The sequence below is a fragment of the Streptomyces sp. RP5T genome (assembly GCF_003933965.1).
Taxonomy (GTDB): Bacteria; Actinomycetota; Actinomycetes; order Streptomycetales; family Streptomycetaceae; genus Streptomyces.
Genome location: NZ_RSAJ01000066.1, coordinates 1 through 24687, shown reverse-complemented (window position 1 = coordinate 24687; position 24687 = coordinate 1). Strand labels below are relative to the sequence as shown.

Annotated in this window: 17 protein-coding genes and 2 pseudogenes; 7 read left to right on the top strand and 12 right to left on the bottom strand. The window is 69.9% G+C overall.

What is annotated here, in order from left to right; translation table 11 throughout:
* The 5 genes and pseudogenes from EHS43_RS46340 to EHS43_RS10220 form a co-directional block, all read left to right on the top strand.
* A pseudogene (locus EHS43_RS46340) lies at nucleotides 1-304 on the top strand (transcriptional regulator); the annotation flags it as partial.
* Nucleotides 305-1055: 751 nt separating this feature from the next.
* Nucleotides 1056-1985: an arginase family protein gene (locus tag EHS43_RS10235; protein ID WP_221740729.1), complete on the top strand. Its 930-nt coding sequence runs from the start codon at nucleotides 1056-1058 to the stop codon at nucleotides 1983-1985.
* Between the two features lie 164 nt (nucleotides 1986-2149).
* On the top strand, nucleotides 2150-3418 hold the full coding sequence (locus EHS43_RS10230; RefSeq protein WP_125190213.1) for an ATP-grasp domain-containing protein: 1269 nt from the start codon (nucleotides 2150-2152) through the stop codon (nucleotides 3416-3418).
* Nucleotides 3419-3455: 37 nt separating this feature from the next.
* Nucleotides 3456-4673 carry an MFS transporter gene (locus tag EHS43_RS10225; protein ID WP_185806189.1) on the top strand — a complete coding sequence of 406 codons (1218 nt, stop codon included), beginning with the start codon at nucleotides 3456-3458 and terminating at the stop codon, nucleotides 4671-4673.
* 101 nt (nucleotides 4674-4774) lie between these two features.
* Nucleotides 4775-5419, top strand: coding sequence for a nitroreductase family protein (locus EHS43_RS10220; protein WP_125190211.1), 645 nt, complete (start codon nucleotides 4775-4777; stop codon nucleotides 5417-5419).
* 76 nt (nucleotides 5420-5495) lie between these two features.
* Here the strand turns inward: EHS43_RS10220 and argJ are convergent, their stop codons facing one another.
* The 5 genes from argJ to EHS43_RS10195 all read right to left on the bottom strand — a co-directional run bounded on the left by argJ (nucleotide 5496) and on the right by EHS43_RS10195 (nucleotide 12077).
* Nucleotides 5496-6680, bottom strand: a complete 1185-nt coding sequence (gene argJ / locus EHS43_RS10215; RefSeq protein WP_125190210.1) for a bifunctional glutamate N-acetyltransferase/amino-acid acetyltransferase ArgJ — start codon at nucleotides 6678-6680, stop codon at nucleotides 5496-5498.
* 139 nt (nucleotides 6681-6819) lie between these two features.
* Nucleotides 6820-7794: a clavaminate synthase Cs1 gene (gene cs1 / locus EHS43_RS10210; RefSeq protein ID WP_125190209.1), complete on the bottom strand. Its 975-nt coding sequence runs from the start codon at nucleotides 7792-7794 to the stop codon at nucleotides 6820-6822.
* Nucleotides 7791-8687, bottom strand: coding sequence for an agmatinase (gene speB, locus EHS43_RS10205; protein WP_125190216.1), 897 nt, complete (start codon nucleotides 8685-8687; stop codon nucleotides 7791-7793). Before speB ends, cs1 begins: the two co-directional genes overlap by 4 nt.
* 148 nt (nucleotides 8688-8835) lie before the next feature.
* Entirely contained in the window at nucleotides 8836-10362 is a 1527-nt protein-coding gene (locus EHS43_RS10200; protein WP_125190215.1) for an asparagine synthase-related protein, read from the bottom strand.
* Nucleotides 10362-12077 (bottom strand): thiamine pyrophosphate-binding protein, encoded by a 1716-nt coding sequence (locus tag EHS43_RS10195; RefSeq protein WP_125190208.1) that lies wholly within the window; start codon nucleotides 12075-12077, stop codon nucleotides 10362-10364. Before EHS43_RS10195 ends, EHS43_RS10200 begins: the two co-directional genes overlap by 1 nt.
* A 366-nt stretch (nucleotides 12078-12443) precedes the next feature.
* On the opposite strand from EHS43_RS10195, the gene EHS43_RS10190 reads away from it, so the two are divergent.
* Nucleotides 12444-13646, top strand: a complete 1203-nt coding sequence (locus EHS43_RS10190) for a serine hydroxymethyltransferase (RefSeq protein ID WP_125190207.1) — start codon at nucleotides 12444-12446, stop codon at nucleotides 13644-13646.
* A 103-nt stretch (nucleotides 13647-13749) separates the two neighbouring features.
* Here EHS43_RS10190 and EHS43_RS10185 read toward each other — a convergent pair whose 3' ends face one another.
* The 7 genes and pseudogenes from EHS43_RS10185 to EHS43_RS10160 all read right to left on the bottom strand — a co-directional run bounded on the left by EHS43_RS10185 (nucleotide 13750) and on the right by EHS43_RS10160 (nucleotide 23951).
* Nucleotides 13750-14724 (bottom strand): aldo/keto reductase, encoded by a 975-nt coding sequence (locus EHS43_RS10185; RefSeq protein ID WP_260470462.1) that lies wholly within the window; start codon nucleotides 14722-14724, stop codon nucleotides 13750-13752.
* 28 nt (nucleotides 14725-14752) lie between these two features.
* Nucleotides 14753-16087, bottom strand: coding sequence for a 4-aminobutyrate--2-oxoglutarate transaminase (gene gabT / locus EHS43_RS10180; protein WP_125190214.1), 1335 nt, complete (start codon nucleotides 16085-16087; stop codon nucleotides 14753-14755).
* Nucleotides 16088-16337: 250 nt separating this feature from the next.
* On the bottom strand, nucleotides 16338-18650 hold the full coding sequence (locus EHS43_RS10175; RefSeq protein WP_369009041.1) for a BTAD domain-containing putative transcriptional regulator: 2313 nt from the start codon (nucleotides 18648-18650) through the stop codon (nucleotides 16338-16340).
* 890 nt (nucleotides 18651-19540) lie between these two features.
* Nucleotides 19541-19918 (bottom strand): hypothetical protein, encoded by a 378-nt coding sequence (locus tag EHS43_RS46335; RefSeq protein WP_185806188.1) that lies wholly within the window; start codon nucleotides 19916-19918, stop codon nucleotides 19541-19543.
* Nucleotides 19911-20323: pseudogene (locus tag EHS43_RS47565) on the bottom strand (ABC transporter substrate-binding protein); the annotation flags it as partial. The pseudogene EHS43_RS47565 and the gene EHS43_RS46335, both read right to left, overlap by 8 nt.
* 276 nt (nucleotides 20324-20599) lie before the next feature.
* Complete coding sequence (locus tag EHS43_RS10165; protein ID WP_125190204.1) at nucleotides 20600-21856, bottom strand: McrC family protein; 1257 nt, start codon at nucleotides 21854-21856, stop codon at nucleotides 20600-20602.
* A complete protein-coding gene (locus EHS43_RS10160; RefSeq protein WP_125190203.1) occupies nucleotides 21849-23951 on the bottom strand; it encodes an AAA family ATPase in 2103 nt (700 codons plus the stop codon). Before EHS43_RS10160 ends, EHS43_RS10165 begins: the two co-directional genes overlap by 8 nt.
* Before the next feature lie 320 nt (nucleotides 23952-24271).
* Between EHS43_RS10160 and EHS43_RS10155 the strand changes: the two genes are divergently transcribed.
* The gene (locus EHS43_RS10155) at nucleotides 24272-24499 is read left to right on the top strand and encodes a hypothetical protein (protein ID WP_185806186.1); all 228 of its coding nucleotides are present in this window, start codon (nucleotides 24272-24274) and stop codon (nucleotides 24497-24499) included.
* The last annotated feature ends 188 nt before the right edge of the window (nucleotides 24500-24687 follow it).

The window sequence follows — 24687 nt, the reverse complement described above, 5'->3', positions numbered from 1 at the left end:
GCTCCTCGGCACGCAGCACCGTCTGCAAAGCGCGCGGAACTACCTGGTGCTCGCCGCCGCTCACCTCGCGATGGGGCGGACCGAAGCCTGTCAGGAGGCCTACGAGCGGGGCGCTTTGATGCTGGAGGCTTCCGAGGCCAACCGTCAGGCAGGTTTCGCCTGGGCCGAGTTGGCGGAGATCTTCCGGTTGTGCGGGGAGGAGGCGCGTGCGGTGTGGGCGTACCGGCAGAGCGTGCGCTGCCTGGGACACCGGGAGGCATTTTCCGAGGATGCGCTTGAGCAGTCACCGACGCCGGGGGGCTGAGGGCCGGCACCGGATCCGAGGTGCCGGCGCCCCATGACCGGCACCCTGCGCGCGGACGTCGGGACGGCCGGCGTCCGCACGTCCGTCTTCCCTAGCAGCAGACGGGAATGTCGTTGTCCTCCTCAGTGAGCATCCCCTCGGCCCCGGTCGGGGACGTGAGCGTCTGGCCTGCGGTGCTGACCATCGATGCCTGTGCCAGTGGGGCGTAGATCCCTGTCACTGCCAGGGCGGTGGCGGCCAAGGCCAACGCGACGGCACGCGAGAGGCTGCGTATGTGATCCTGTTCCATTTTCTCTCCGAGCGGTACGCCAGGCGACGGTGGGCAGAACCCGCCGCGCTGTCTTTCTGAACTCCCCCCAAGCCTTTATGCATACACGTGACGGGCTTGTGAAGGGGCGGTGGTACGAAACGGTAGGAGCACTCGCGGGCGGGAGTCAAATCTGGCGCGCGCACTTCATGTCGCGGAAATTCCAACAATTCCCAGCGGCAGGAACCAGAACTCGACGTGGCCAGTTATCGACCGGAGGAAATGAGACAAGAGCGGTCGAGTGTTGGCCGATTGCAAGGCTTCTGACCTGCTCATCTGCTGTCACATGCAGGCTTGAACCGTACTCGGTGGCCCTGCGCCAAGAAGCCTGCAAGGCGTTGTTCAGTGGATTGCAAGCGAACACATGCAGAATGCCGTCTCCTCGCGGGCGCGCGTGACGGGGCGCGGAAATAGGCACACTCAGTGAAGTCCTCATGACAATCGATGAGCAGTGGAGCAGTGGAACAGAACTACGCGCAGAATCCGACCTTCATGGGAATCCCTCGCCATGCTTCTCCGCGCGGCCGGGACCTAGTGGTGATCGGCGCCCCGTACGATGCCGGCACCAGTCATCGGCCCGGGACCCAGCTGGGCCCGCGGGCCATTCGGCAGGGCTCGGACCTCCTTCTCGGCACAGGTTTCGGCCGGGGGCCCGCGGCCTCCGACATCATCGACTGCGCGGACGCCGGGGACATCGACCTGGGCCCGTGCGACGCGCGCACGGTCTTGGAGGTTGCGCAGCGGAGCCTGCAGTCCCTGCTGGAGCACAACGACGCGTTCCTGATGCTGGGGGGCGACCACGCGCTCACGCTTGCGGCGCTGCGGGCAGTCGTCCGCAGGCACGGGATGGTCGCCGCGGTGCATCTCGACGCGCACTGCGACACCCAACCGGACGTCTACGGCACCGAATACCACCACGGCACGACGTTCCGTCAGGCCATCGAGGAGAGGCTGATCGACCCTCGGCGACTCGTGCAGATCGGGGTCCGCGGCCCCCGGGTCGAACCCGACCCGCAGGACGGCGCCCGAAGACACGGCACACGGGTCATCACCGCCGCCGACATGGTAGCCGTGGGCCCCTCCGCCACCGCTCGCCTGATCCGCGAGATCATCGGAGACGTACCGGTCTACGTGTCGGTCGGCATGGACGTCGTGGATCCGAGGTTCGCGCCCGGCACCGCGGCGCCGGCACCGGACGGGCCCTCCTCGCTCGACGTCCTCGAAGTGCTGCGCTGCGTCGGTGATCTGGAGCCCGTCGGCTTCGACGTGATGGGCGTCTGCCCGCCCTACGACCACGGCGGTGTCACGTCCCTCCTGGCCACCGAGGTGGGCGCGGAGCTGCTGTACCAGTTCGCACGGTCCCGTTGCCGGTGACGGGGACGCTCCACATGTCCAGGCCGGGCAGTTCCGGGGCGTCATGCCCGGTGCAAGAGCACGGCAAGGCCCGTGCGCAACACTGCACGGCGGGCCACCGGTGGTCGGCCCGGACTCGTCGCATCGCTTCCTGGCTTGCCCGCACCTTTCACACGGAGATCACCATGCCGCAACGCCCGAAGATTGTTCTCGTCGGCCAACTCGTCACCGCCCCCTGGGTGTTCGAGGCCGCCCAGCGTGTGGGCGTCGACGTGGTGCTCATCCCCTGGACGGGCACCGACCTGGACGTGGCACGGCGGGCCGCCGCGGTGACGGAGGTCCTGCCCCTGGACGTGGAGACGGATCCGGACGGGGCGCTGGCGGCTCTGGTCGAGCGCTTTCGGTCGGACCCCTTCGACGGGATCATGGCGGGCAACGAACTGGTCGTCCCCTTCACCGCGCGTGCCGCACGCACCCTCGGTCTCCCCGGTCTGTCCGAACAGGGCGCGGCGGTGGTGCGCGACAAGCGCAGCATGCGGCAGCGCCTGGCGGAGGCGGGCCTGGCGGTCCCCGGTCTTGCCGCCCTGGAGCGCAAGGAGGACTGGGCCGACGCACTGACACTGCGGTTCCCGGTCGTGGTGAAGCCGGCGCGCGGCTTCTCCAGCCTCGGCGTCATCCGGGTCGACGACAAGGAGCAGCTCGAACAGGCCGTCAGCAGTACCTGGGAGCTCGTGGAGGCCCGTTCGCACAAGCCCGCCGAAACGGGTGGCGGCAGCGGGGTGCTGGTCGAGGAGTACCTGGACGGACCGGAGATCTCAGCCGAGTCCCTGGTCCACCGGGGCCGGGTGCGGGTGTGCGCGGTCTCCTGGAAGGGGGAACTCACCGGCCCCTACTTCGAGGAGACCACGCTGCGCGCACCGGCCCGGCTGCCGGCCGAGATCCTGGCCGCCGTCGAAGCGGAAGTGGTCGCCGCCCACCACGCCTTCGGCGTCGACGAGGGTGCCACCCACACCGAGCTGCGCCTGGTCGGCGGGGTGCGTCCGGTGCTGCTGGAGATGGGCGCGCGCATCGGAGGCGGCGGGTTCATGCACCACCTCGTCCGGGGGAGCAGCGGCATCGACTTCGCGGGCGAGACCGTACGCATCCATCTGGGGCAGGAGCCCCGGTGCTGGTCGCAGGAGCCGGTGGCGGCCGGACACGCGGCCGCCTACCTGGTCCCGGTCGGCACCGGCGGCACCTTCCGGCGCATCCGGGGCCTGGACGAGGTCCGTGCCGACCCCCGGGTCGACCACGTGGCACAGGCCGTCGCCCCCGGAGCGGTGCTGCGCCCGTACCCGGCGTGGACCGCGTATCCGGCGATCGTGCTGTCCCACCACGCGTCGGACGAGGAGGCCGTGCAGTTCCGCGAGCACCTCGAAAGGACCCTGCACATCGAGTACGAGGAGCAGGGGTGACCCCGCTCGTCCGCCACCGCAGGCCGGTGAACGGCTCGTGAAACGACGCTCCGCCCAGCAGGGCGGCGGCCTGCCGCGCACCTTCTGGTGGCTGTGGGGTGGAACGCTCATCACGTCCGCGGGCGGGTTCGTCGTGCCGTACCTGGCGATCTACCTGACCAGCGTGCGTGACTACTCGGTGTCCTTCACCGGCCTCGTCATGACGGTGTTCGGCATCGGCAGCGGCCTTGCCGCCTTCGTGGGCGGGATCCTCGCCGACCGCCTGGGGCGTCGGGCGGTGCTGCTGTGGAGCGAGGCGCTGAGTGTCATCGGCATGGCAGGGCTGGGCTTCGCCGACACCAAGGTGCTCGTGGTCGCGGGGACACTGGTCGTGGGGGTCGGGCTCAACGCCACGCGGCCGGCTCGCGCCGCGGCCGTCGCCGACCTGGTGAGTGAGGAGGACCGGCCGCGCGCCTACTCGTTGCTGTACTGGGCGACCAACCTGGGATTCTCCGTGGCGGCGGTCAGCGCCGGTGCCGCCGCCGACCAGAGCTTCGCCCTGCTGTTCCTGGTCAACGCGATCGCCAACACGGTCGCGGGTGCCGTCGCCTATCGTTTTGTCCCGGAGACCCGTCCGGAGTCGGCCCGGCCACATCGTGAGCGGGCGGGTGGACGGGGCTCGGCCGTGCTCCGGGACCGGCCGTTCACGGTCCTGCTCGGATCGGTGCTCCTGCTGGGCCTGATGTTCCAGCAGCCGCTGGTGGCGCTGCCCTTGACGATGACGGAGCAAGGGCGTTCGCCGGCGGAGTACGGCCTCGTCATGATGGTGAACGGCCTGGTCATCGCGGCGTTCCAGCTACCGCTGAGCCGGCTGGGCGACCGGTTCCGCCCGGAGCACGCCCTGGCGGTGGCGACCCTGTTCTCCGGCATCGGCTTCGGCCTCACCGGAGTGGTCCAGAGCCTTCCGGGATACGCGGCGACCGTGGTGCTGTGGAGCCTGGGAGAGATCGTCGTCCTGCCGCGGTGCATGACACTCGTCGCCCTTCTGGCCCCGGCGCACGCCCAAGGCAGTTACCAGGGACGCCTGTTGCTGGTGTGGAGCTCCGCCGTGGCCCTGGCCCCGCTCCTGAGCAGCCAGCTGATCGAGGCGTCCGGCACCACCGCGGTCTGGGTGGCCTGTACGGCGCTGGGCCTCCTGGCCGCCGCCCTCCACCTCGTCCTGGGCCGGCTGCGCCGCAAGCCGGTGCACGAGGAAGCCGAACCCCTGCCTTCCTGACCGGGCCGCGCCCGTTGCGCCGCCCGCCACCCCAAGACCACCGTCACGTCTGTTCCCCGCACCCAAGCCGGTCCACGGACCGCCGACACCGAGGAATTGCCATGGCTCTGCTGAACCTGAACCCCGACGAACTGCTTACGACCACCCGATCGGTACGCAAGCGGCTGGACCTGACCCGCCCGGTGCCCCTGGAACTCGTCAAGGAGTGCATCGAGATCGCGCTCCAGGCACCCACCGGAAGCAACCGCCAGACCTGGCACTGGCTCGTCATCACGGACCCGGACCAGCGTGCCGCGATCGGCGAGTTCTACCGCCGGGCGGTCGACACCTACCTCTCGTCCGAGGGGGCCTGCGGCACGCTCTACCCGGAGGACCCGCAACGCCACGCGGTGCAGAAGCGGGTGGGTGACAGCGTCGCCTACTTGGGGGAGCGGATGAGCGAGGTACCCGTGCTCGTCATCCCCTGCCTGGACGCGAACGAGGCCCCCGAGTACAACGAGGCGGGCATGTGGGGCTCCATCGTCCAGGCCGGGTGGAGTTACATGCTCGCGGCCCGGGCGCGGAGGCTGGGCACCGCCTGGACCACGCTGCACCTGATGTACGAGAAGGAGATCGCCGAGCTGCTGAAGATTCCCGACGGTGTCGTGCAGGCGGCGCTGATTCCGACGGCGTACTCGATCGGCACGGACTTCAAGCCCGCCCGGCGGCAGCCGCTGGACCAGGTCCTCCACCTCGACAGCTGGTGACACGGCCGCTCATGACGAAGACCGCCGCTCCGCAAGCGGCGGTCTTCGTCATGAGCGGGGTGGGTGAGGGGCGCGGTCAGGTGGAGTAGTCGGCGTTGAGGCGGACGTAGCCCTCCGTCAGATCGCAGCCGTAGACGGTGAAGGCGCCGTCCGCGACGGCCAGGTCGATGCCGATGACCACGTGATCGCCGCGCATCTCGTCGGCGACGGCGGCGCGCACCGCGTCCTCGTCCTGTGCCCCGGGCCGGCCGGGCGGGTAGACCGTGACCTCACCGAAGCGGATGGCGACCTTGTCCTGGTCGATGTCCGTGTCGTCGGAGCACTTGCCGATGGCCATCGCCACCCGGCCCCAGTTCGGGTCACCCCCGTGGACCGCGGTCTTCACCAGGGGTGAGTTGACCACGGCCTTGCCCACGCGTTTGGCCTGCGCGGTGTCGCGGGCCCCGCTCACCTGCACCTCGATCAGCTTGCTCGCGCCCTCTCCGTCGGACGCGATGTCCTTGACCAGGGTGAGCGCCACCTCGTACAGGGCGTTCTCGAACTCCGCGGGGTCCACGTCGCCCGCCAGTCCGTTGGCGAAGAGCGCCGCCGTGTCGCTGGTGGAGGTGTCCGTGTCGATGCTGACCGCGTTGAACGTCCGGTCCATGACCCGGCGGAAGATCCGGTCCTGTTCCTCCGGGTCGAGCCGGGCGTCGGTGGCGAAGAAGGTCAGCAGGGTGGCCATGTCGGGCTCCATCATCCCGACACCCTTGGCGATGCCGGTGATCACGGCGTCGCCGACGCGGGCCCGCGCCACCTTGGGCCGGGTGTCCGTGGTCATGATGGCGCGAGCCGCCCGCTGGAAACCGTCACGGCCCGGCTCGGGCGCGACGAGGGTCTTGACGTGGTCCCGGATGGATTCCATCGGGTACTGACGGCCGATCACACCCGTGGAGGCGATGAGGAGTTCGTCCTCGGCCACGCCCACCGCCCGGGCCACCGTGTCGCGCACCTCGCGCGCGTTGCGTTCGCCCTCCGAGCCGGTGGCCACGTTCGCGTTGCGGGCCAGGACGACGACGCCCCGGGCGCTGCGGTCGCGGACCGCCGCGCGGCTGAGCACCACGCTGGGGCCCGCGAAGAGGGAACGGGTGAAGACCGCGCTGACGACGGCCGGTTCGGTCGATGTCAGGACGGTGAAGTCGTCGCGCCCGTCGTCCGCCAGCCCGACCGGTGCCGTGTGCACCGCGAAACCTCGCGGGTCGAAGGCTGCGCTGTCTGTCAAGGTCAATCATCTCCCCAGCAAGCGGATGGGATCCCACCGTACCGGCAATCACCGGAGGTCAGGGTCGTGCGGAGCGTGCCGCGGGCGTGGGACCACCGGCGTTCCGGCGGTCCCACGCCCACAGGGTTCTGCGCGGGTGCTAGCGGCGTGGCGAGAAGTCCACGACGTCACCGGCGCGTCCACCGCCGGACAGCTGGTCGTTGCGGTCCGTGCGGATGTAGACGCGGTGCAGCCAGCGGTCCTTGCCGTCCCAGCGCGGGGAGAACGGCGTACGGGCGTGCGTGGTGCGGAAGTTGTCGACGACCAGAAGGTCCCCGGGGGTCAGCCGCACCGCCTCGCTCACCTCGTCGAGCGCCTTCGACAGCACGGCGACGGCCTCCACGTCGTCGGGTTCGCGCGGCGCGAGCAGCTCACGGTCGTAGCCGAGGAAGGGATCCCGGGGATCGCCGTAGAGCGGCTTGACGTTGGCGATGGCGCCCGGGTCCTCGACGCCGCCGCGGAACGCGACGTCCACGCAGCACGGCATGGGCCGGTCGAAGAGGTGGGCGCGGACGTCCTCGGGTATCAGGGGCAGCGCCTTGCGGATCGAGCCGACCAGGGTGGCCGCCTTGCGCTCGTGGTCCGCGCGTGAGCAGGCGAGCATCACGTAGTTCGGCTGGAGGACGTGGTAGGCCATCTCCGTGTGGAATTCGAGCAGGGTCTCGGAGGTCTCGGAGGACAGGTGGTGGGCGCCCGGCGACGGGTACACGTCGTGGTAGACGGTGCCGGACCGCAGCTCCCGGTACCCGGTGTGCAGGCCCAGGCGGCGGCCGATGACCGCCAGCATCGCCTCCATGTTCTGCAGGGGGCGGTCCACCGGAGCCGGGGTGCTGGTGGGGGTGGCCGGCAGGTCGTCGTCGTCCTCCACCGGCAGGCCCCGCAGCATGAGGTAGCCGTCGTGGCTGCCGTCGGCGTTGAACCGGTCGAGCGCCGTGCCCAGGCCCTCGGGCAGGTCGCCGGCGGCTTCGTGCGCGGCGTCGAGGAAGCCGTACAGGTCCTGGCGGGGGATCCGCGGCAGCCGCGAGGCCAACGCGAGCAGGTCGGCGGAGTACTCCGAGCAGTCGACTACGGTCACGAGCTCTGCCTTTCTCGGGTTGTGGAGCGTGCGTACTGGTAGAGGAGTTCGGCCCCTATCTCGGTCGCCAGCACCGAGGTGATGCCGCCGTGGTCGTACAGGGGGGAGACCTCCATGACGTCGAAGCCCACCGGGCGCAGGTCTCCGACCCCGCGCAGCAGGGCGAGCACCTCACGCGAGCTCGGGCCGCCCGGGGCGGGGGTGCCGGTGCCCGGGGCGAACGCCGGATCCACCACGTCGACGTCCACCGACACATAGACGGGTGCGTCGCCGAGGTGTTCGCGGACCAGGGCCGCGGCCGCCTGGGGACCGAGGCCGCAGAACTCGTCGGAGGTCATGATCCGCACCCCGTGTCCACGGGCGTAGTCCAGTGAGTCGGGCTGCGGGTTGTGGCCCCGGATCCCGATCTGCAGCATGCGCTGCGGGTCGACGAGCTTCTCGTCGATGGCGTGCCGGAACGGGGTGCCGTGGTGGTACTCCCCGCCGTAGAAGGCGGGGTTGGTGTCCGAGTGGGCGTCGAGGTGCAGGACGGCCACCGGACCGTGCTTGGCGGCGACCGCGCGGAGGGCGGCCAGCGTCAGCGAGTGGTCACCGCCGATCATCAGGAAGGCGGCGTTGTCGGCCAGGAGTTCGCTCAGGCGCCGCTGCGCCGTGTCCATCGCGATGTGCATGTTGAACGGGGTCAGGTCGATGTCCCCGGCGTCCACGCAGTCGATGAGGTCGAAGGTGCCGGGCCCGCGGTCGATGCCGACGCCGTGGATGAGCCCGGATTCGTTGCGTACGGCGCGCGGACCGAAGCGGGCCCCCGGCCGGTAGCTGGTGCCCCCGTCGTACGGGGCGCCGATGACCACGACGTCCTTGCCCTGCGGCGACGGATCGTGCGGAAGGCGCATGAAGGTGGGGATCTGTGCGTAACGAGGAGAGACGTTGATGTCGAGCCGTTGTCCGGGGTCGTTCACGGGGTGGCCCCTCTTCGCTGCGAGTGGACGGTTTCGTGGGGTCGGTACGGGGTGCGGACGAGGCCGGGGCAGCCGTGGGCCGTCACAGGGCGGCCGTGGCGCCGGACGCCAGCCGCTCGGCAACCTGCTCCACCACCTCCCCGGTCTTCACCTCGTCCGGGTGGCGGCCGGCGACGACGACGTGGTCGAACAGCTCCTGCACCACCAACTCCTTGGCCCGGTGCACCTGTTGGTCCGGGACGCCGGCGTCCGTCAGCAGCCGGGTGAACGCGGCGGTGACCCCTGACCCCTCGTGGACGCCGAGCTTGGGACGGATGACGACCTCGTGGGGCAGGAGGTCCCCCATGGCGGCGCGCAGCACCCACTTGTCCTGGCCGTAGCGCCGTTTGAGACCGGCCTCCAGCGCCACCAGCACGTCGAGGACGTCACGGTCCCAGTACGGGTGGGTGGACCAGTGGCCGCTGATCTGGGAGAGGACCGGTGTCATCTCGTTGAGGCCGTCGAAGGTCGCCATGTCGTGGCAGACGGCCGTGTCGAGCTGGGGCAGCCGGTCCTCGCGGTGCATTCCGCCGAGCGGTATGTCGGCGCCGTACCCGGTGAGGATGCGCCGGCCGCTGCCCTCCAGCCGCAGGTACAGGGCCGTCAGCGGGAGCAGGTACTCGACGATGTCCGGGTCCAGGGACTCCGCCGCCCAGACCGCGTGCGGCAACTGGCGCAGCAGGTCGGCCATCGACACGGTGATCTCGCGGTGGGCGGAGCCCAGATGGGTGGCCACCACACGTGCCTGCGGGAACTCGTCGGCTTCCTCCGTCCCCATGGACACCGTCTCGATCCGTCCCGCCGAACGGTGCGCGGACAGCGCCGCGACACTGGAGGAGTCGATCCCCCCGGAGAGCACCACGAGCGGGGTGTCCGGTCCCGTCCGCACCCGCACGGCACGGTCCAGGACCTGCCGGACTGTCTCGACGGCTTCGTTCTCGGAGACGATCCGGCGGGCCAGCGGGGGCGCCCAGGTCCGGTGGGCGACACACTCCGCGGTGCTCACCCGTATGTCCAGGACGGTCCCCGCGGGCACCTGATGGACACCTGTCAGTCGCCGCACCGGGCGGGCGGGCAGCGGCTGCCCGCCCGTGGCTGCGCGCAGCGCCTTCGCCTCGGTCGCCGCCAGCACCCGGCCGGCGGCGACGGACGCGTACAGGGGCACGGATCCCGCGTGGTCCGTGGCGAGCACGACGCGTTCCCCGGCCGCGACCAGCGCCGCGAAACGGCCGTTGAGCAGCCGGAAGGCGTGCACGTCGTAGCTGCCGAAGAGGGCCAGCACCAGGGCGGCGTCGCTGTCCGGTGACAGCCCGGCGGGCAGCAGCCGGGCAAGTTCGTCCCGGTTGTACAGCTCGCCGGCGAAGACCACCGTCCGGCCCCGGTCACGGGCGTGGGCGCCGTCCGGCGCGCCCGAGTGCAGCAGCACGGCTCGCAGACTCTGACCGCCTGTGCCCTCTGCCAGTTCGGTGCGCCCGCCGAGGGACGCGAAGTCGGGCCGCAGGGGTGGGCCGCCGTCCGGGCGGATCTCGGCGAGGAAACCGACGGCTGCCGGGAGGGATCCCGCCATGATCAGATGCTCAGGGCGCCGAAGCCGCCCGCCTGGAAGTCGTAGTTGACCGGCACCTCGACCAGGAACGGCCTGCCCAGTCCCGCTCCCTTGCGCAGTGCGGCCAGGAGCTCCTCGCGCGTGCCGGCCTTGATCGCCTCGATGCCGTTGGCGCGGGCGAGCCCGACGAAGTCGACGCCGCCGAACTTCACGGCCGGGTCGTGGGAGCGGTGGTGGCCGATGTTCTGGTACAGCTCGATCAGGCCGTTGGTGTCGTTGTTGACGACGACGGTGACGATCGGCAGGTTGAGCCGGGCGATGGTCTCCAGGTCGGCGCTGTTGGAGTGGAAGCCGCCGTCGCCCGCGATGAGCATGGTGGGCTGTCCGGGCCGGGCGATCTGGGCGCCCATCGCCGCGGGCAGACCGTATCCGAAGCTGGAGCAGCCGGCCGAGGTGAGGAAGCCGAACGGCTGGTCGGCGCGGGCGAAGAGGACCCCGTAGTGCCGGAAGAAACCGATGTCGGAGACGATCGTGCCCTCGCCGGACTCCGCGGTCTCCGACATGACGGTGTTCATGCAGTCGATGACCTGGTGCACGCGCATGCCGTCGTCGTACTGGGCCGGGTCGGCCAGGAACTCGCTGATCCGCTCGCGCAGCGGGGTGATGTCGTGCGGGGTCTTCGCGTCGAATCCGGCCGTCCGCTCGTCCAGGTGCGTCATGAACGCCTGCACGTCGGTCACGACGTCGAGGTCGGGACGGTAGACCCGCGGGATCGGGTTGGCCGTCGGCGACACCCGCACGGTCTTCTTCGCGCCGCCGCGCTGCCACATCGACGGCCGCAGGTCCTCGGCGTAGTCGTACCCGACCGTCAGGATGAGGTCCGCCGGGCCGAACAGGGTCTCCAGGGCCGGGAAGGACAGGATGCCGTCCATGTAGCCGGTGACCGCGCCGTAGCTCAACTCGTGGCCCTGGGGCAGGACGCCCTTGGCGATGTAGGTGGTGATGACGGGGATGCGCAGGCGCTCGGCCAGGGCGCGGATGGTGGGCACCGCGCCGGAACGGATCGCGGCGGCACCGACGACCAGCACCGGGTGCTGCGCCGAGCGGAGGAGTTCGGCGGCCTTGTCCGCCTCCTTCTCCCAGCCCTCCTCGAAGGCACCGATGGGCTTGGACGGCATCTTCGCCGCGGGGTGCTCGACGGAGGCGTCGATCTCGCTGCCGAGCAGGTCGACCGGCAGGGAGATGAAGCTGGGGCCGACCGGCTCGGTCATCGCGGCCGACACCGCGGAGTCCACCAGGTCGACGATGTCGTCCGGCCGCTGAAGTTCCACCGCGTACTTGGTCATCGGCTCCATCACCGACACCGAGTCCAGGCACTGGTGGGTGTCGTTGGGGAAGATGTCGTGCGACTCCGACTGGGCCGCCAGCGCGATGACGGGCGACCGGTCGAGTATGGAGGTGGCGACGCCGGTGGACAGGTTGGTCATACCCGGGCCCAGGGTGGCCCAGCACGCCTGCGGTCGGCCGGTGATGCGGGCCACCACGTCGGCGGCGACCCCGGCGGTGAACTCGTGCCGGGTCAGCACGAAGTCGATGCCCTCCGCCTCGTCGAAGAGGATCGACGCCGCCTCCCGGCCGACCACACCGAACACGGTGCGCACGCCGTGATCACGGAGGCGCTGGAGCAGGGCGTGTGCGGTGGTGGGGGAAGTGGAAGGGCTGGTGGACACGCGTGACATGGCAGCTCCTCGGTGGGGAAGGGTCTCCGCGTCCGGGCCGGTGAAAGGCCTACCTGCGGCACGGGCCAAAAGGCCGGCCGGACATGGCACATGCTGTCCAACGCCTCTTGCAGCGAAATGGACGATCCCTTGTGACCCTTCGGAAAAGGCGGCTCCGGCCGGAAAGCCGCGAATGCGGTCCGCATTGACCCACGCTTTCCCCTCGTCAATGGCGGCCCACAGCCGTGCCAATGCCTCGTCAAAAGCTTTCGGCCGCAGGGGGCTTCATTTCGGCCGCCGCTCTTCGCCAGCGGACGACAAGGGGGCGGCAAGGGCGCGTTGAAAGAATCTCCGCCTGTCCCGCCCCGGCCATCACAGGAGTGTCCCATGGACGTACTGGAAGTCCTGCGGCGCAAGCCCAGCCTCAACTTGTTCCCCATCGAGAACAGGCTTTCCCCGAGGGCCCGCGAGGCACTGGCCAGCGACGCGAACAACCGCTACCCCTACGTCGAGGGCCCGGTCTCGCACTACGGGGACGTCATGGGGCTGGGGGAGGTGTACGACTACTGCGTCGACCTGGCCAAGGAGTTCTACGGCGCCCGCCACGGGTGCGTGCACTTCCTGTCCGGCCTGCACACCATGTACACCGTCATCACCGCCCTGGTGCCTGCCGGCAGCCGCGTCATGGTCCTGCACCCGGAGGACGGCGGCCACTACGCCACCATCACGATCTGCGAGGGCCTGGGACACTCCGTCTCACGCCTGCCGTTCGACAGGAAGACCCTGCTGATCGACTACGAGGAGCTCGCCGCCCGGCTCGCGGAGTCCCCCGTCGACGTCATCTACCTCGACGCCTCCAGCATGCTGCGTCTGCCCGACGCCCGGCTGCTGCGCCAGGCGGCACCGGACACCCTCCTGTGCCTGGACGCCTCCCACCTCATGGGCATCCTGCCGGCCGCTCCCAAGACCCTGGTCTTCGACGGCGGGTTCGACACCGTCTCGGGCAGCACCCACAAGACACTGCCCGGCCCGCAGAAGGGCCTGATGGTCACGAACGACGCGACGCTGGCCGGGAAGGTCATGGAGCGGATCCCGTTCACCGCCTCCAGCTCGCACGCCGGGAACGTCGGCGCACTCGCGATCACCCTGGAGGAGCTGATGCCCTGCCGGGTGGAGCACGCGCAGCAGATCATCGCCAACGCCCGTGAGCTGGCGGCCCAGTTGGCGCAGCGGGGGTTCAGCGTGGCGGGCGAGGAGTTCGGCTGGACCGAGACGCACCAGGTCTGGGCGTACATCCCCGAGGAGCAGGGGCCGCACGGCTGGGGCAGGGTGCTGACCCGGGCGAACGTACGCAGTACGACGGTTCCCCTGCCCAGCAGCGACGGCTTGCCGGCCCTGCGGCTGGGCACGCAGGAGCTCACCCGCAGCGGCATGAAGGAGGCCGAGATGACCGAGGTGGCCGACATCCTGGAGCGGCTCCTGCTGCGCGGTGAGGCGCCCGAGCAGGTGATCGGCACCGTCCGCGACCTCGCGCTCCGGTTCCCGGGCGTGTCCTGGATAGGTTCCGCGGACACCACGTCCGTCGATTGACCCCGGCGGGTCGTACGACGAACCCACCAGCGACAAGGGCGCCGCTTCCCGTGACGGGAAGCGGCGCCCTTGTGCGGCCCGCGAGGCCTGTGCGGACCCGGGTTCAGTTGTCCACCAGCTCCATGAGGAACGAGCCGTAGCGTTCACCGTGCACCGCGCCGGGAGCCACCGCCGCCTCCGTCTCCCGTAGGTCCTGCGGGGTGAGGGAGATGAAGGCCGCGGCCAGGTTCTCGTCGAGATGGTCCCGGCGAGCCGTGCCGGGAATGGGGACGACGTCGTCGCCCTGGTGGTGGAGCCAGGCCAGCGCGAGCTGGGCGGGAGTGATCTCCAGCCGGCGTGCGACGGACCGCAGCCTCTCGACGAGAGCCCGGTTGCGCCCGATGTTGCCCTCGGTGAAGCGGGGCAGCGTGTGCCGGAAGTCCTCCGGCCGCAACTCCGCCGCCGAGGTCACGCCACCGGTGAGGAACCCGCGGCCCAGCGGGCAGTTGGCGATGATGCCGATGCCCAGCTCCCGGCAGGTGGCCAGCACCTCCCGCTCGATGCCGCGGGTCCACAGGGACCATTCACTCTGGACCGCGGTGACGGGGTGCACCGCGTGGGCCCTGCGGATCGTGTCGGCGGAGACCTCGGACAGGCACACATGGCGCACCTTGCCCTCGGCCACGAGTTCGGCCATGGCCTCCATGGCCTCCTCGATCCGCTCGCCGGGAGCGGCCCAGTGCTTGGTGTACAGGTCCAGCCGGTCCACGCCCAGCCGGCGCAGCGAGCCCTCGCACCGGTCACGGATGTATGTCCGGTCGCCCCGCACGCCGAGGAACTCGCCGCTCGCCGAACGCTCCAGACCCACCTTCGTGGCGATCAGCACGCGCTCGCGTCGCCCGGCGATGGCCGCGCCGACCAGCCGCTCGCCCTCTCCGAGGCCCTGCACGTCGGCCGTGTCGATCAGGGTCACGCCCCGGTCCACCGCGCGGTGCACGGTGGCGATCGCCTCGTCGCGGTCCGAGAGCCCGTAGAAGGAGCTCATGCTCAGACAGCCCAGTCCCTGGGCCGGGACCTTCAGCTCTCCCAGTCTGCTCACCGGCAGCGGAGCGCCGGCCCGGGGTGCCTCATGCGAGGAGTTCGTCACAGCACTCCTCGATGACGTCGACCGCGTCGTTCAGCAGGGCCGGAGGAATGACGAGAGGAGGCAGGAACCGCAGGACGTTGCTGTGGGTCCCGGCGGTCAGGAGCAGCACCCCGCGCTGCTGACAGGCCTTGGCCAGCCGCTGGGCCGCATCGGCGCCGGGCCGCCTGCCGCCGGGCTCGACGATCTCGACACCCACCATCGCGCCTCGCCCCCGGACCTCGCCGATGGCCGGATGCCGCACGGCGAGGGCGCGCAGGCGGGTGAACAGGGTGTCGCCGATCGCCCGTGCGCTGTCGACGAGGTGCCGGGTGCGCATCACCTCGATGGACGCCAGAGCGGCGGCGCAGGCGACCGGGTTGCCACCGTAGGTACCGCCGAAGCCACCGAGTTGCACCGCGTCCATGATCTCGGCCCGCCCGGTCACGGCGGACAGAGGCAGCCCGCCGGCCAGTGCCTTGGCGGTGATCACCAGGTCCGGTACGAGGTCCTCGTGCTCGCTGGCGAACCAGGCGCCGGTACGGCAGAACCCGCTCTGGATCTCGTCGGCGACGAACAGGGCTCCGTGCTCCCGGCACCAGCTCTGGAGCGCGGGCAGGAAACCGGGAGCCGGCACGATGAACCCGCCCTCGCCCTGCACCGGTTCGACGACGATGGCGGCCACGTTCTCCCCGCCGACCTGGCGTTCCAGAGCCTCAAGGGCGCGCTGGGCCGCTTCCTCGCCGGTCATGCCCTGCGGGTCGCGGTACGGGTACGAGGTGGGGACCCGGTGGATGTCGGGGGCGAACGGGCCGAAGCCCTGCTTGAACGGCGCGTTTTTCGCGGTCATGCCCAGAGCGAGGTTGGTGCGTCCGTGGTAGGCGTGGTCCAGCACCACGATGGCGCTGCGGCCGGTGGCGGCCCGGGCGACCTTGACGGCGTTCTCCACCGCTTCGGCACCCGTGCTCAGCAGAACGCTGCGCTTCTCATGACGGCCGGGCGTGAGGTTCGACAGCTCCTCGCACACCTCCACGTACCCGGAGTAGGGGCTGGTCAGAAAACAGGTGTGGGTGAACAGCCCCACTTGCTCGCGGACCGCCGCGACGACGTCCGGGGCCGCGTTGCCCACCGCCGTCACACCGAGACCGGACGCGAGGTCGATGAACGCGTTCCCGTCTATGTCGTGCAGCAGACCGGGATCCGCCGCTGCCGCGTACACGGGAACGGCGCTGCCGACGCCCCTGGCGACCGCGGCGCGACGCCGTGCCTCGAAGGCGCTGGAAAGGGGACCGGGAATCCCGGACGCAAGGTGGCGCCGGTCCGGCCGTACGGTGGGCATGGAAGTGGTCAAAGGATTTCTCCTGTCCGTTCGAGCTGCGGGCTGCCACGGCGACGGGACGGGATTCACGCTAGCGCCCGCGAAAGGCCCGGCAACACCACTGATCGCGCCGCCTTCGAGGAATGCAAGAATGCGTCAAGAATTCCTGAGGAGGGGTGCGCGGCGAAGGCCGGAAGTCATGCGTGACGGGTCCGGACTTCGCCTCGCAGGGCGGGTGACGGCACGTGTCAAGAAAAACTCAAGAAAGACGTCAAGTTTCCTGCCGGGCCGCCGTGATCATCGTCGCGGGCCGGGGCGTGTAGCACGCGCCCGGCAGATTCCGCCGGAGGATAGCGTTGCTGTTCTCCGCCTTCGGACACGGCCTGCTGGTCGGGCAGCGGAAACAGGTGGCCCTCACGCGGGCCAGCCGTTCCTGCAGTGCGCGGTCGGCATGCACGGCCTCACCGCGCAGCGGACGGGAGCGGAGGACGGCGGAGGCCTGCGCCAGCCACATCACCACCTCGCCCCAACGCTTGAGGGCCTCGGCCCGGTCGGCGAGTGCGATCATCGGCTGCACCGCCTCATGCGGATCCAGGGCCACGGCGGCCTGCGTGCAGTGATGCGTCAGGTCGGGGCCGATGACCGACCGGGAACTGTGCGCGGTCCGCTCGGCCAGTGCCTGGGCGATGCTCAGGTGCAACTGCGCCTTCAGTACGGCGTCCAGTCCCGCGAGCAGATAGTCCCGTATCAGGTACTGGCTGAACCGCAGATCTCCGGGATCGGCGGGATTGCGGGTGAGGAGACCGGTGTCCAGTGCTTCCTTGACGGTACCGGTCATACCCCGCTGGTCGAGGACAGAGGTGAGCAGGTAGTGGTCGATGACCGGCCCCATGACCGCGCACACCTCCAGCACGGCGATCGCCTCGAGCGGATGCTCGGCGAGCCGGCTGAGCAGCACCGTCCTGACGTCGAACGAGAGGGACGCGAGGAGGTCCTTGTGGACGTTGGTCAGATCCTCGTGTCTGGCGAGCGCGGTGAGCAGGTACGGGTTGCCCCCGGTGGCCCGGTGGAGGAACGACACGTGGTGCCAGGGGACGGGCGCTTCATGCAGTTCGTGGATCAGCGCGTGCGCCTGGACCGGGGAGAGCGCGGTCAGATGGAGGTTCCCCACACCGTCCGTGCGCAGCAGGTCGGCCGTCGCGCGCCGCAGATCGGGAAGACGAGCGAGGGAGTGTTCCTGCACGGTCGCGAGGACCACGAGGTGGGCTTCCTGGCCCTCCATGGTGAGCAGACGCAGTAGTTCGAGGGTGTGGGTGTCGGCCAGGTGGAGGTCCTCCAGCACGATCACCAGCGGCTCGTCCGCCGCGGCGGTGAGCAGCAGATGCACCACGGCTTGCTGGTAGGCCGTGTCGTCGAGGTGCGCCTGCCCGAGGTCGCCGTCCGAGGGCCGGTGGCACTCGTGCGGGGGAGGCGTCCCGGGCCCGGCGCCCGACGAACAGCCGTGCAGCGCGTCCCCGCGCACCCGGAGCACTTTCTGAACGACCTGGCCCCAAGTCCGGCGACTGCCACGGCCGGTGCAGTGCGCCCAGATCACCTCCGGCCTGTCCGGCCCGAGTTCGCGTGCCAGTTCCTTGAGCAGACGGGTCTTGCCGATGCCCTGTTCACCGGTGATCAGCACGGTCCGCCGGGGGAAGTCGCCCGTCACCATCGAGCGCAGTTGCTCCATCTCGCGCTCCCGCCCGATGAGGCTGCCGATCGGGGGTACCGCTCCGGCCGGCCGTGGCCGGGGCCGGGGTCGGACCGGGACGTCTGCGGAGACGGGCGCCGGGACCGCGGGGGACGTGCCGACCGGACGCGCGTGGACCGGATCCGCCTGAACCGGAGTTGCCTGAACGGGACCTGCTTGAACCGGATTCGCCTGGACCGGATTCGTCCGGACCGAAGGTGCGGTGAGTACCACAGGCCGGCTTTCGAGCAGGGGCCGGGGTGGTACGACCGGCAGGTCCTGGCGCAGGATCGACTGGTGGATCTCCTGGAGTTCCTTGCTGGTGTCGGCGCCGAGTTCGGCGGAGACATGGGAGCGGATCCGCTCGTACGTCATGAGGGCTTCCGCGGGTGAACCACTGTGGTACTGCGCCAGCATCAACTGGCTGCCCAGCCGCTCCAGCATGGGGTTGCGGCGGATCTCCTTGCTCAGTTCCCGGACCACCTCGTCGTGCGCCCCGAGGTGCAGGCACGCGTCGGCCCAGATCTGCAGGGCCTGGAGGCGCAGTTGGTCCAGACGGCTCGCTTCCAGAGCCGCGAAGTCGTACGACGCCAGTTCGCTGTAGGGCGTGTCCGTCCACAGCGCCATCGCACGATCGAGGTCCCTGCGTGCCTCGGGCAGGTCTCCGGCGGAGAAGTGGGTGCGGCCGGACTCCACGAGCTGTTCGAACCGGTGGACGTCGGTGCCTTCCGGTGAGATGTCCAGCTGATATCCGGGAGCCGCGTGACGCATGCTGACGAGGATCTCGTGCCGTGTCGTCAGGACATCGGAGATGGCTTTGCGGAGCCGGGAGACATAGGAGTGGAGCGTGCCGGTCACGGCCGATGGGGGAGCCGGCCCCCATATGCAATTGATGATGTCGTGTACGGGCACGGTCTTGCCGACGCTGATGAGCAGAACCGCGAACAGGGCACGCTGCCGAGGGGAGCCCAGGGCGACTTCACGCTGTCCGATGCGGACTCTCATATGGCCGAAAGCCTCAATGGAGGGTGTGAGAGGATCGACGGCATTGCTGACAACGTTATCTACCGGTAACACGGATGCCCTTCCACTCAACGTGGTACCGCTCGGGGTGGGGTACCACGTAGTCGCCCCCGTCGTACTCCAGCCGGTTCGGCTCACTGTCCGTCGTCCGGCTGCGATCTTCCGGGACCTGTGCGGGTACGGCGGTTGCCGTTGCCTCGCCGTTGGCCGGTGGGTGGGTGTGATGGCGCATCGCCGCTTGGTGGCGGACGGTGGCCGGAGGAAGCGTGCCGAAAGGCGCTCGTCGAGCGGCTATTGACACGGATGGGTGCTCGTCCCCGGCCGACGCATCGCCATTGCCGAGAACGAGTGCGTACGACCACGGGGGAGTGCCGTGGGGGCGGTGCGGGCCGCATCAACGGGCGCGCCGCGTTGACGAGGACCCTCTGAGCGCTGGGAAGCTGGTCGACCTGCGGGGAGGGCGCAGGTGCGGTGCGATGAGCACCGGCCCTGCTGAATCGCGGTTGGCGTCGAGGTGGTCTCGCCGCCATGGCGGGCCGCCGATAACGGCGATCGGCCTCACTTGTGGTGGATGAATACCGGACGTGGATAAGGAGTGACTCCTCATACACCCACCCCCATGGTCATAGTATGCATCAAAGCGTCACTTGCGTATATTAACACGGTTAGTGACTATTGTCAAATTGACCTCCGGTCAAGGCGGGTTTGCCGCGATAGTTCATTCTTCATTGAGCCTCCGTAAATGAAATGCGTGCCCAGCGGTGCTGCCGGGCATGCCGGAAGCCCGGAATGCGCCGAAACGATCCCGGTCGCCGTCCGTCGGTACTGCCCGACGTGGGTGGCGGCCGGGTCGTACGGCGTGTCGGCGTGCGTGAGTGGTAGCGGTGGTAGGCGAGTTCGCTGGTGCGGCGGTTCTGGCGGTGGTGGTGGATCGCGACCGTCGGCTGCATGGCCGGATCGGCGAGGTCGATGACGGTCAAGTCGTAGAAGCGGCGAGCGTTCGCCCCGGCCGACAGCTTCTGCCGGGCCGGGGCTTTCTCGGTCTGGACAGCCGTGCGGAACTTCCCCACGCCGGTGGTGACTTCGTGTGAGCCGGGCGCCATGCGGGTCCCTGAAGGGGGCGTACAGCTTCGAGAATCCGGCCGGCTTGTAAGGGAGCAGACGCCCTTGCTCCTTCCAGCGCACGAAGTCCCGGACTGTCTGCAGCTGTACGACATCGGGGACCAGGGTGTCGGTGGCGAACTGGTTGTCCACCCGGATGTCGTGGTACTTGCTGCAGTCGACGACAACCGTCAGATCGATGCCGGGAAAGCGGTTCTTGAAGCCGGTGCGAAGGCCGTCCGCCTGCGTCGAGACGTCACCACCCGCGTACACCACGAGCTTGCCGCCCTCCGCGAGGGCGGCTTGGTAGAGCTCGTCGAGCGACCGGTCTCCTCAGGGCCGCCCGTGTGGGGGGACGCGGCGGCAGCGGCGGAGGCTGTTGTGCTGCCGAACAGTCCGGCACCCATGTGCTGAAGGGCCGAGTCAAAGCCTGTCCGCACTCGATCCCGGGTGTCGGCGCCGAACTCTCCGTCCACCAGCTCGGCCAGGCGATAACCGAGGCGGCTCTCCTCGTTGGGCCGCCGGCCATAGCTCCCTGATGTCGTCACGTGGTACCGCCTGTGGGGTGGAGGCTGAACCGAGCGCGGTGCGCTTCGCGGGCTTGCAACGCTTCAGGTGCTCGGGCACTCCCAGCCTGTGAGCGACGGGGACCCAGCGCCTCGGCCGACGTGGGCGGGCGGCGGTCACCGGTCGGCCCAGGGCAGTGCCGACCTGACCCACAGGGCCGCCTGGTGCGGGGACGCTTGCGTGTCGACACCGAGGACGTGGATGCTTCCGAGTGCACCCCGCGGTCCACTGACCTGGAGGGTCCGGTGGGAGTGACCACCGGAACACGGGTGGACGATCGCTGCACGCGGGTCGGCGCTCGGGGTGTAGCCGGCACCGTAGGTGAGGAGCTGGTGGACGTCGCCCGCACCGACGCCATAGCGGTCGTAGCGCTTGTACTTGGCGTCCACCGGCAGCAGAGTGCGCGCGGACGGGGCACGCCCCGGAAGGCTGAGCAGTACGTCGGGCCGGAAGGTCGAGGTGCTGCCGAGGTCACCGCGCACGTTGATGCCTGTCGCACCGCCGCTGGGGACGGCGTGCCCGCCGTTCGGGGCGGCGGCCTCGGTGGCCAGACGTCGGACGACGGCTTCCCAGAGGGCGGGCATGGCCAGCAGGAGGCCGTCCGCCGTCATGCCGTCGTCGGTGAGGAGGTCGGTCACACCGCCGCCACGCAGGAGCAGGCGTGCCCAGGTGTGCGCGGTGCGGTAGCGGGCGTTCAGGCGTGTGTACCGGGTGCGGTCCAGGGCGCGCAGGGCGGCGTTGGGGGTCGGGGCCTGCGGGAAAGCGTCGGCGATGGTGTGAAGGTCGCGGGCCAGGTCGGGGTGTGTGGCCAGGGTGCGGGCCACCCGTAGCGCGGTCCCCAGGACGCGGTTGTCCCAGATGTCCGCCTCCCGGTCGAAGATGCGGACGTGCAGCTGGTCCAGTTGTCCGTAGCGGCTGGACACCTGGGCCGCGAGGTCGAGGCGTCCCCGCAGGATGGGTTCCAGGCTCTGACGGCGTACGTAGTCTCGGCGCAGCCCCTCCCGCACCAGTTGCTCGCACTGCTCCAGCAGGGCCGCCGCCACGAGGTCGGCGTAGCCGTCCGGGCCGGTGGCCCAGCGCCGTGCCGTCGCCGGGAGCGGTGTCGGCGCGCGGAGGGCGTAGGCGAGCCAGTTCATGAGCTGCTCGCCCGGGATGGCGAACTTAGGCTCGATGACCAGGCGGATGCGGTCGAGCACCAGGATCCCGACGGTCGCGTCGGCCTTGAGCCGCCACCCGGCAGGGGCCTGGTCCAGGCTGAGGCAGCCACGCGCCTGGAGGGCGCGCAACCGCTCGACGTCCCGGGGGGTGAGCTGGTCAGCCCCCAGCAGTGCGGCTCCGTACTCTGCGAGCCGGACCTCGGTGCGGTCAGGCATCGGGGCCCGGCGTGCCGCTGGTGAACTCGGTCGCGAGCGCGGCGACGAGGTCCTGCGGCGACATCAGCGCGGGGCGTCCGGTGTCCGCGTCGACGAGGCCGCCGAGGATACGGTGCAGCAGGTCGGCGCGACCGAGGCAGTAGTCCTCCAGGAGCGGGATCACCTCGTGGTGGAAGGCGGCGGCCAGGTCGTCCTCGGTGGCGATCGGCTCGCCGTTGCGCAGCAGGTAGGCGTGCCCTATCTGGTGGTCGGCGTCGAGGTGACGGGCGATACGGGTGTTGAGGGACTCGAAGAACTCCGCGAGTTCCAGGGGGCCGACCGTGCCGGACACCGCGTCCGGGTCGGGACCGACCGGGAGGAACGCGAAGCGACGGCGTACGGCGGCGTCCAGATGGCTGATGCTGCGGTCCGCCGTGTTCATGGTCCCGATGATCCGTACGTTCGGCGGCACCGAGAAGGTGCGCCTGCTGACGGACAGCGCGAGGGGCAGGCCGCGCTTGTCGAGTTCGAGCAGGGTGACCAATTCGCCGAAGATGCGCGGCAGATCGCCCCGGTTGATCTCGTCGATGATCAGCAGAAAGGTCTCGTCCGGGCGTGTGATGGCCTGGGCGCACAGGGTGTGGAACACACCGTCGGTGAGCGCCAGGGTCAGCCCGGGGCCGGTGGCGCTCAGGTCCGGCTTGAAACCCTCCACGAAGTCCTCGTAGCCGTAGGACGGATGGAAGGTCACCATGTGGATGCGGCCGTCCCGCAGCGTCTCTGCCTGGGCCGCGGCCCGCTGGTCCGGCGTGGAGTTGAGCGCGTCCGCACGACCGGCGAGGGCGAGGGCGGCGCCGAGTGCGAGCCGGGTCTTTCCAGTGCCTGGAGGTCCGTGCAGGATCACCTGACCCTTGCGCTCCAGCGCCTCCAGTACGCCTGCGACATCCTCGGGCAGCGTGACGGGGCCGCCGGTGTACGACTCCGTCGACTCCACGCCCGTATCCGCGAGGCCCGTGGTGATCCTGGCGAAGAGCGTCGGCGGCACCTTGGCGAACGTGGACCGCCAGCCGTGCTGGGGCTTCGACAGCTTCCGCGCGTGGGAGACGTCCCAGGACACCGGGACGACGTGCTGGTACTCGGAGTGGTCGGCGTCGAAGCGGTAACTCCCGCTGACGGTCCCGGTGGCCAGAACCTCGTCCATCCCACGGTTGGCCACGATCCGGTCCCCCGCCTCCAGGTCCCGGAACGCCAGCAGTCGCCGGGCGAGCGTCAGGCTGCCCCCGCTGCTGCGCGGCCAATACGCGTCGAGCGCCTGCTTCAGCTCGGTATCGCTCTGGTATTGGCCGAGGTCGCCGAGGTCGTCCCACCCGACGCGGATCACCCCGCCGTCACGGCACTCTTCCCACAGCCGTCCTCGTTCACCGGGGGCGATCTTCCAGACAGCGCGCTGCTGCGGACGGGGATCGAACTTCGCGTACAGGAAGTGCATGATTTCCTGTCCGCTCCAGCCGTCGAACTCCGGCTTCGCGCCGACGAGTTCCAGCAGCCTTCGGTTGTTGCGCCAGGCCGGCGCGTCGGGCTGCGAGGAGCCGCCCAGCAGAGCGACAAATCGACGCAGGTGCTCGCCGGCGTAGATGGGCAGGAAGTGCTCGGGGAAGTACGTGGCCAGGGACTTGGTCACCAGCGTCGGACCGAACCGCAGCGCCTCAAGGTCGTCCACGGCCTCGAAGTCCGCTGCGGACACGGCCTCGAAGGCCCGCACGAACTGCCCGCGCAGCTCCTCCCACGCCTCATGCGGTTCCATCCCGCGCAGCGGCGCGGCCACCCGCCACTCGCCGGAGTTGTGGTGGTACATGATGTGCTTCGCCGCGCTGCCGCCCTTGATGCTGCCGAGGTTCGGGGTACCGAACTCCATCAGCCTGCAGTACGTCGGTCCGCTCCCGGACTCGGCCGCCTGCCCCAGGGCGTAGCGCGACAAGGGCAGTGTCGGCCACCCCTCCAGGGGGAACTGAGAGAGCACCTGCTTGCGTTCGTCCTCGGCGGCTGTCCCGCTGTCCGGCACGCTGCTCCGGTCGAACGCCGTCGCTGCCGCCCGTAGGTCCATTTCGTCCGCCATGAAGGTCATCATGCCGGATCATCAACCTTTTGAGCGGGGCAGTTGAGGGCGAGCCTGGGAGGCGCTGAAAGCCTGGAACGGTTCTGGGAGGGGGACGGTTGGGGTGGATCCCACCCCTGCCCAGAGCGGGCAGGCGTCGGCCGGCTGACCACGGTTCGAGTCGTAGCCCCATCGAGCCCGGCCGTCGCTGCCGCGCAGTGGTCAGTTCCTCGCGCGCACCGTGTGGGTGGTGCCTCCACAGTGGCCTGCGGATTCCGCGTGAACCCTTCCGCCGTGTGTCATGTGCCATGCTGTGGCGGTTTTCAGAAGGAGAGGATGAGATGACAGAGAAGCCGCTGACTCACAAGCAGGCGCTCGCCACGCTGATTCGGGCGCTGGGTGGCACCTGGGACACCGAACGTGCCGTGCTGGCCCTGCGAGTCGCCGGGTACCGGCCGGCGGATGACGAAGCCGCGGGCAAGGAGGCCCGCCACAATCTGCGCGAGCTCGCCAAGGACGGTCTGATCGTGAGACCGGACCCGGACCAGGCCGTGTACCGGCCGGCGTAGTCGTCACCGCGGGGGCTCCGGCACTGACCCGTCAAGGGCTGGCAGGCTCTTGGAAGCCCTTGGAGCCTCCCCCTGAGTGGTGGACACGCTGATACTGGATCTGCTTGATCCGGAGGAAGCGAGAAGGCCGCCGATGGCGATGAAGGATTACTCGGACGAGTTCAAGGCCGATGCCGTGGCCCTGTACG

What these genes read in the sequence shown, in the direction of transcription:
- EHS43_RS10235 (WP_221740729.1), top strand. Translation starts at nt 1,056, where the DNA reads ATGAGCAGTGGAGCAGTGGAACAGAACTACGCGCAGAATCCGACCTTC.
- EHS43_RS10230 (WP_125190213.1), top strand. Translation starts at nt 2,150, where the DNA reads ATGCCGCAACGCCCGAAGATTGTTCTCGTCGGCCAACTCGTCACCGCC.
- EHS43_RS10220 (WP_125190211.1), top strand. Translation starts at nt 4,775, where the DNA reads ATGGCTCTGCTGAACCTGAACCCCGACGAACTGCTTACGACCACCCGA.
- speB (WP_125190216.1), bottom strand. Translation starts at nt 8,687, where the DNA reads ATGCGCCTTCCGCACGATCCGTCGCCGCAGGGCAAGGACGTCGTGGTC.
- EHS43_RS10195 (WP_125190208.1), bottom strand. Translation starts at nt 12,077, where the DNA reads ATGTCACGCGTGTCCACCAGCCCTTCCACTTCCCCCACCACCGCACAC.
- EHS43_RS10190 (WP_125190207.1), top strand. Translation starts at nt 12,444, where the DNA reads ATGGACGTACTGGAAGTCCTGCGGCGCAAGCCCAGCCTCAACTTGTTC.
- gabT (WP_125190214.1), bottom strand. Translation starts at nt 16,087, where the DNA reads ATGCCCACCGTACGGCCGGACCGGCGCCACCTTGCGTCCGGGATTCCC.
- EHS43_RS46335 (WP_185806188.1), bottom strand. Translation starts at nt 19,918, where the DNA reads ATGGCGCCCGGCTCACACGAAGTCACCACCGGCGTGGGGAAGTTCCGC.
- EHS43_RS10165 (WP_125190204.1), bottom strand. Translation starts at nt 21,856, where the DNA reads ATGCCTGACCGCACCGAGGTCCGGCTCGCAGAGTACGGAGCCGCACTG.
- EHS43_RS10160 (WP_125190203.1), bottom strand. Translation starts at nt 23,951, where the DNA reads ATGGCGGACGAAATGGACCTACGGGCGGCAGCGACGGCGTTCGACCGG.
- EHS43_RS10155 (WP_185806186.1), top strand. Translation starts at nt 24,272, where the DNA reads ATGACAGAGAAGCCGCTGACTCACAAGCAGGCGCTCGCCACGCTGATT.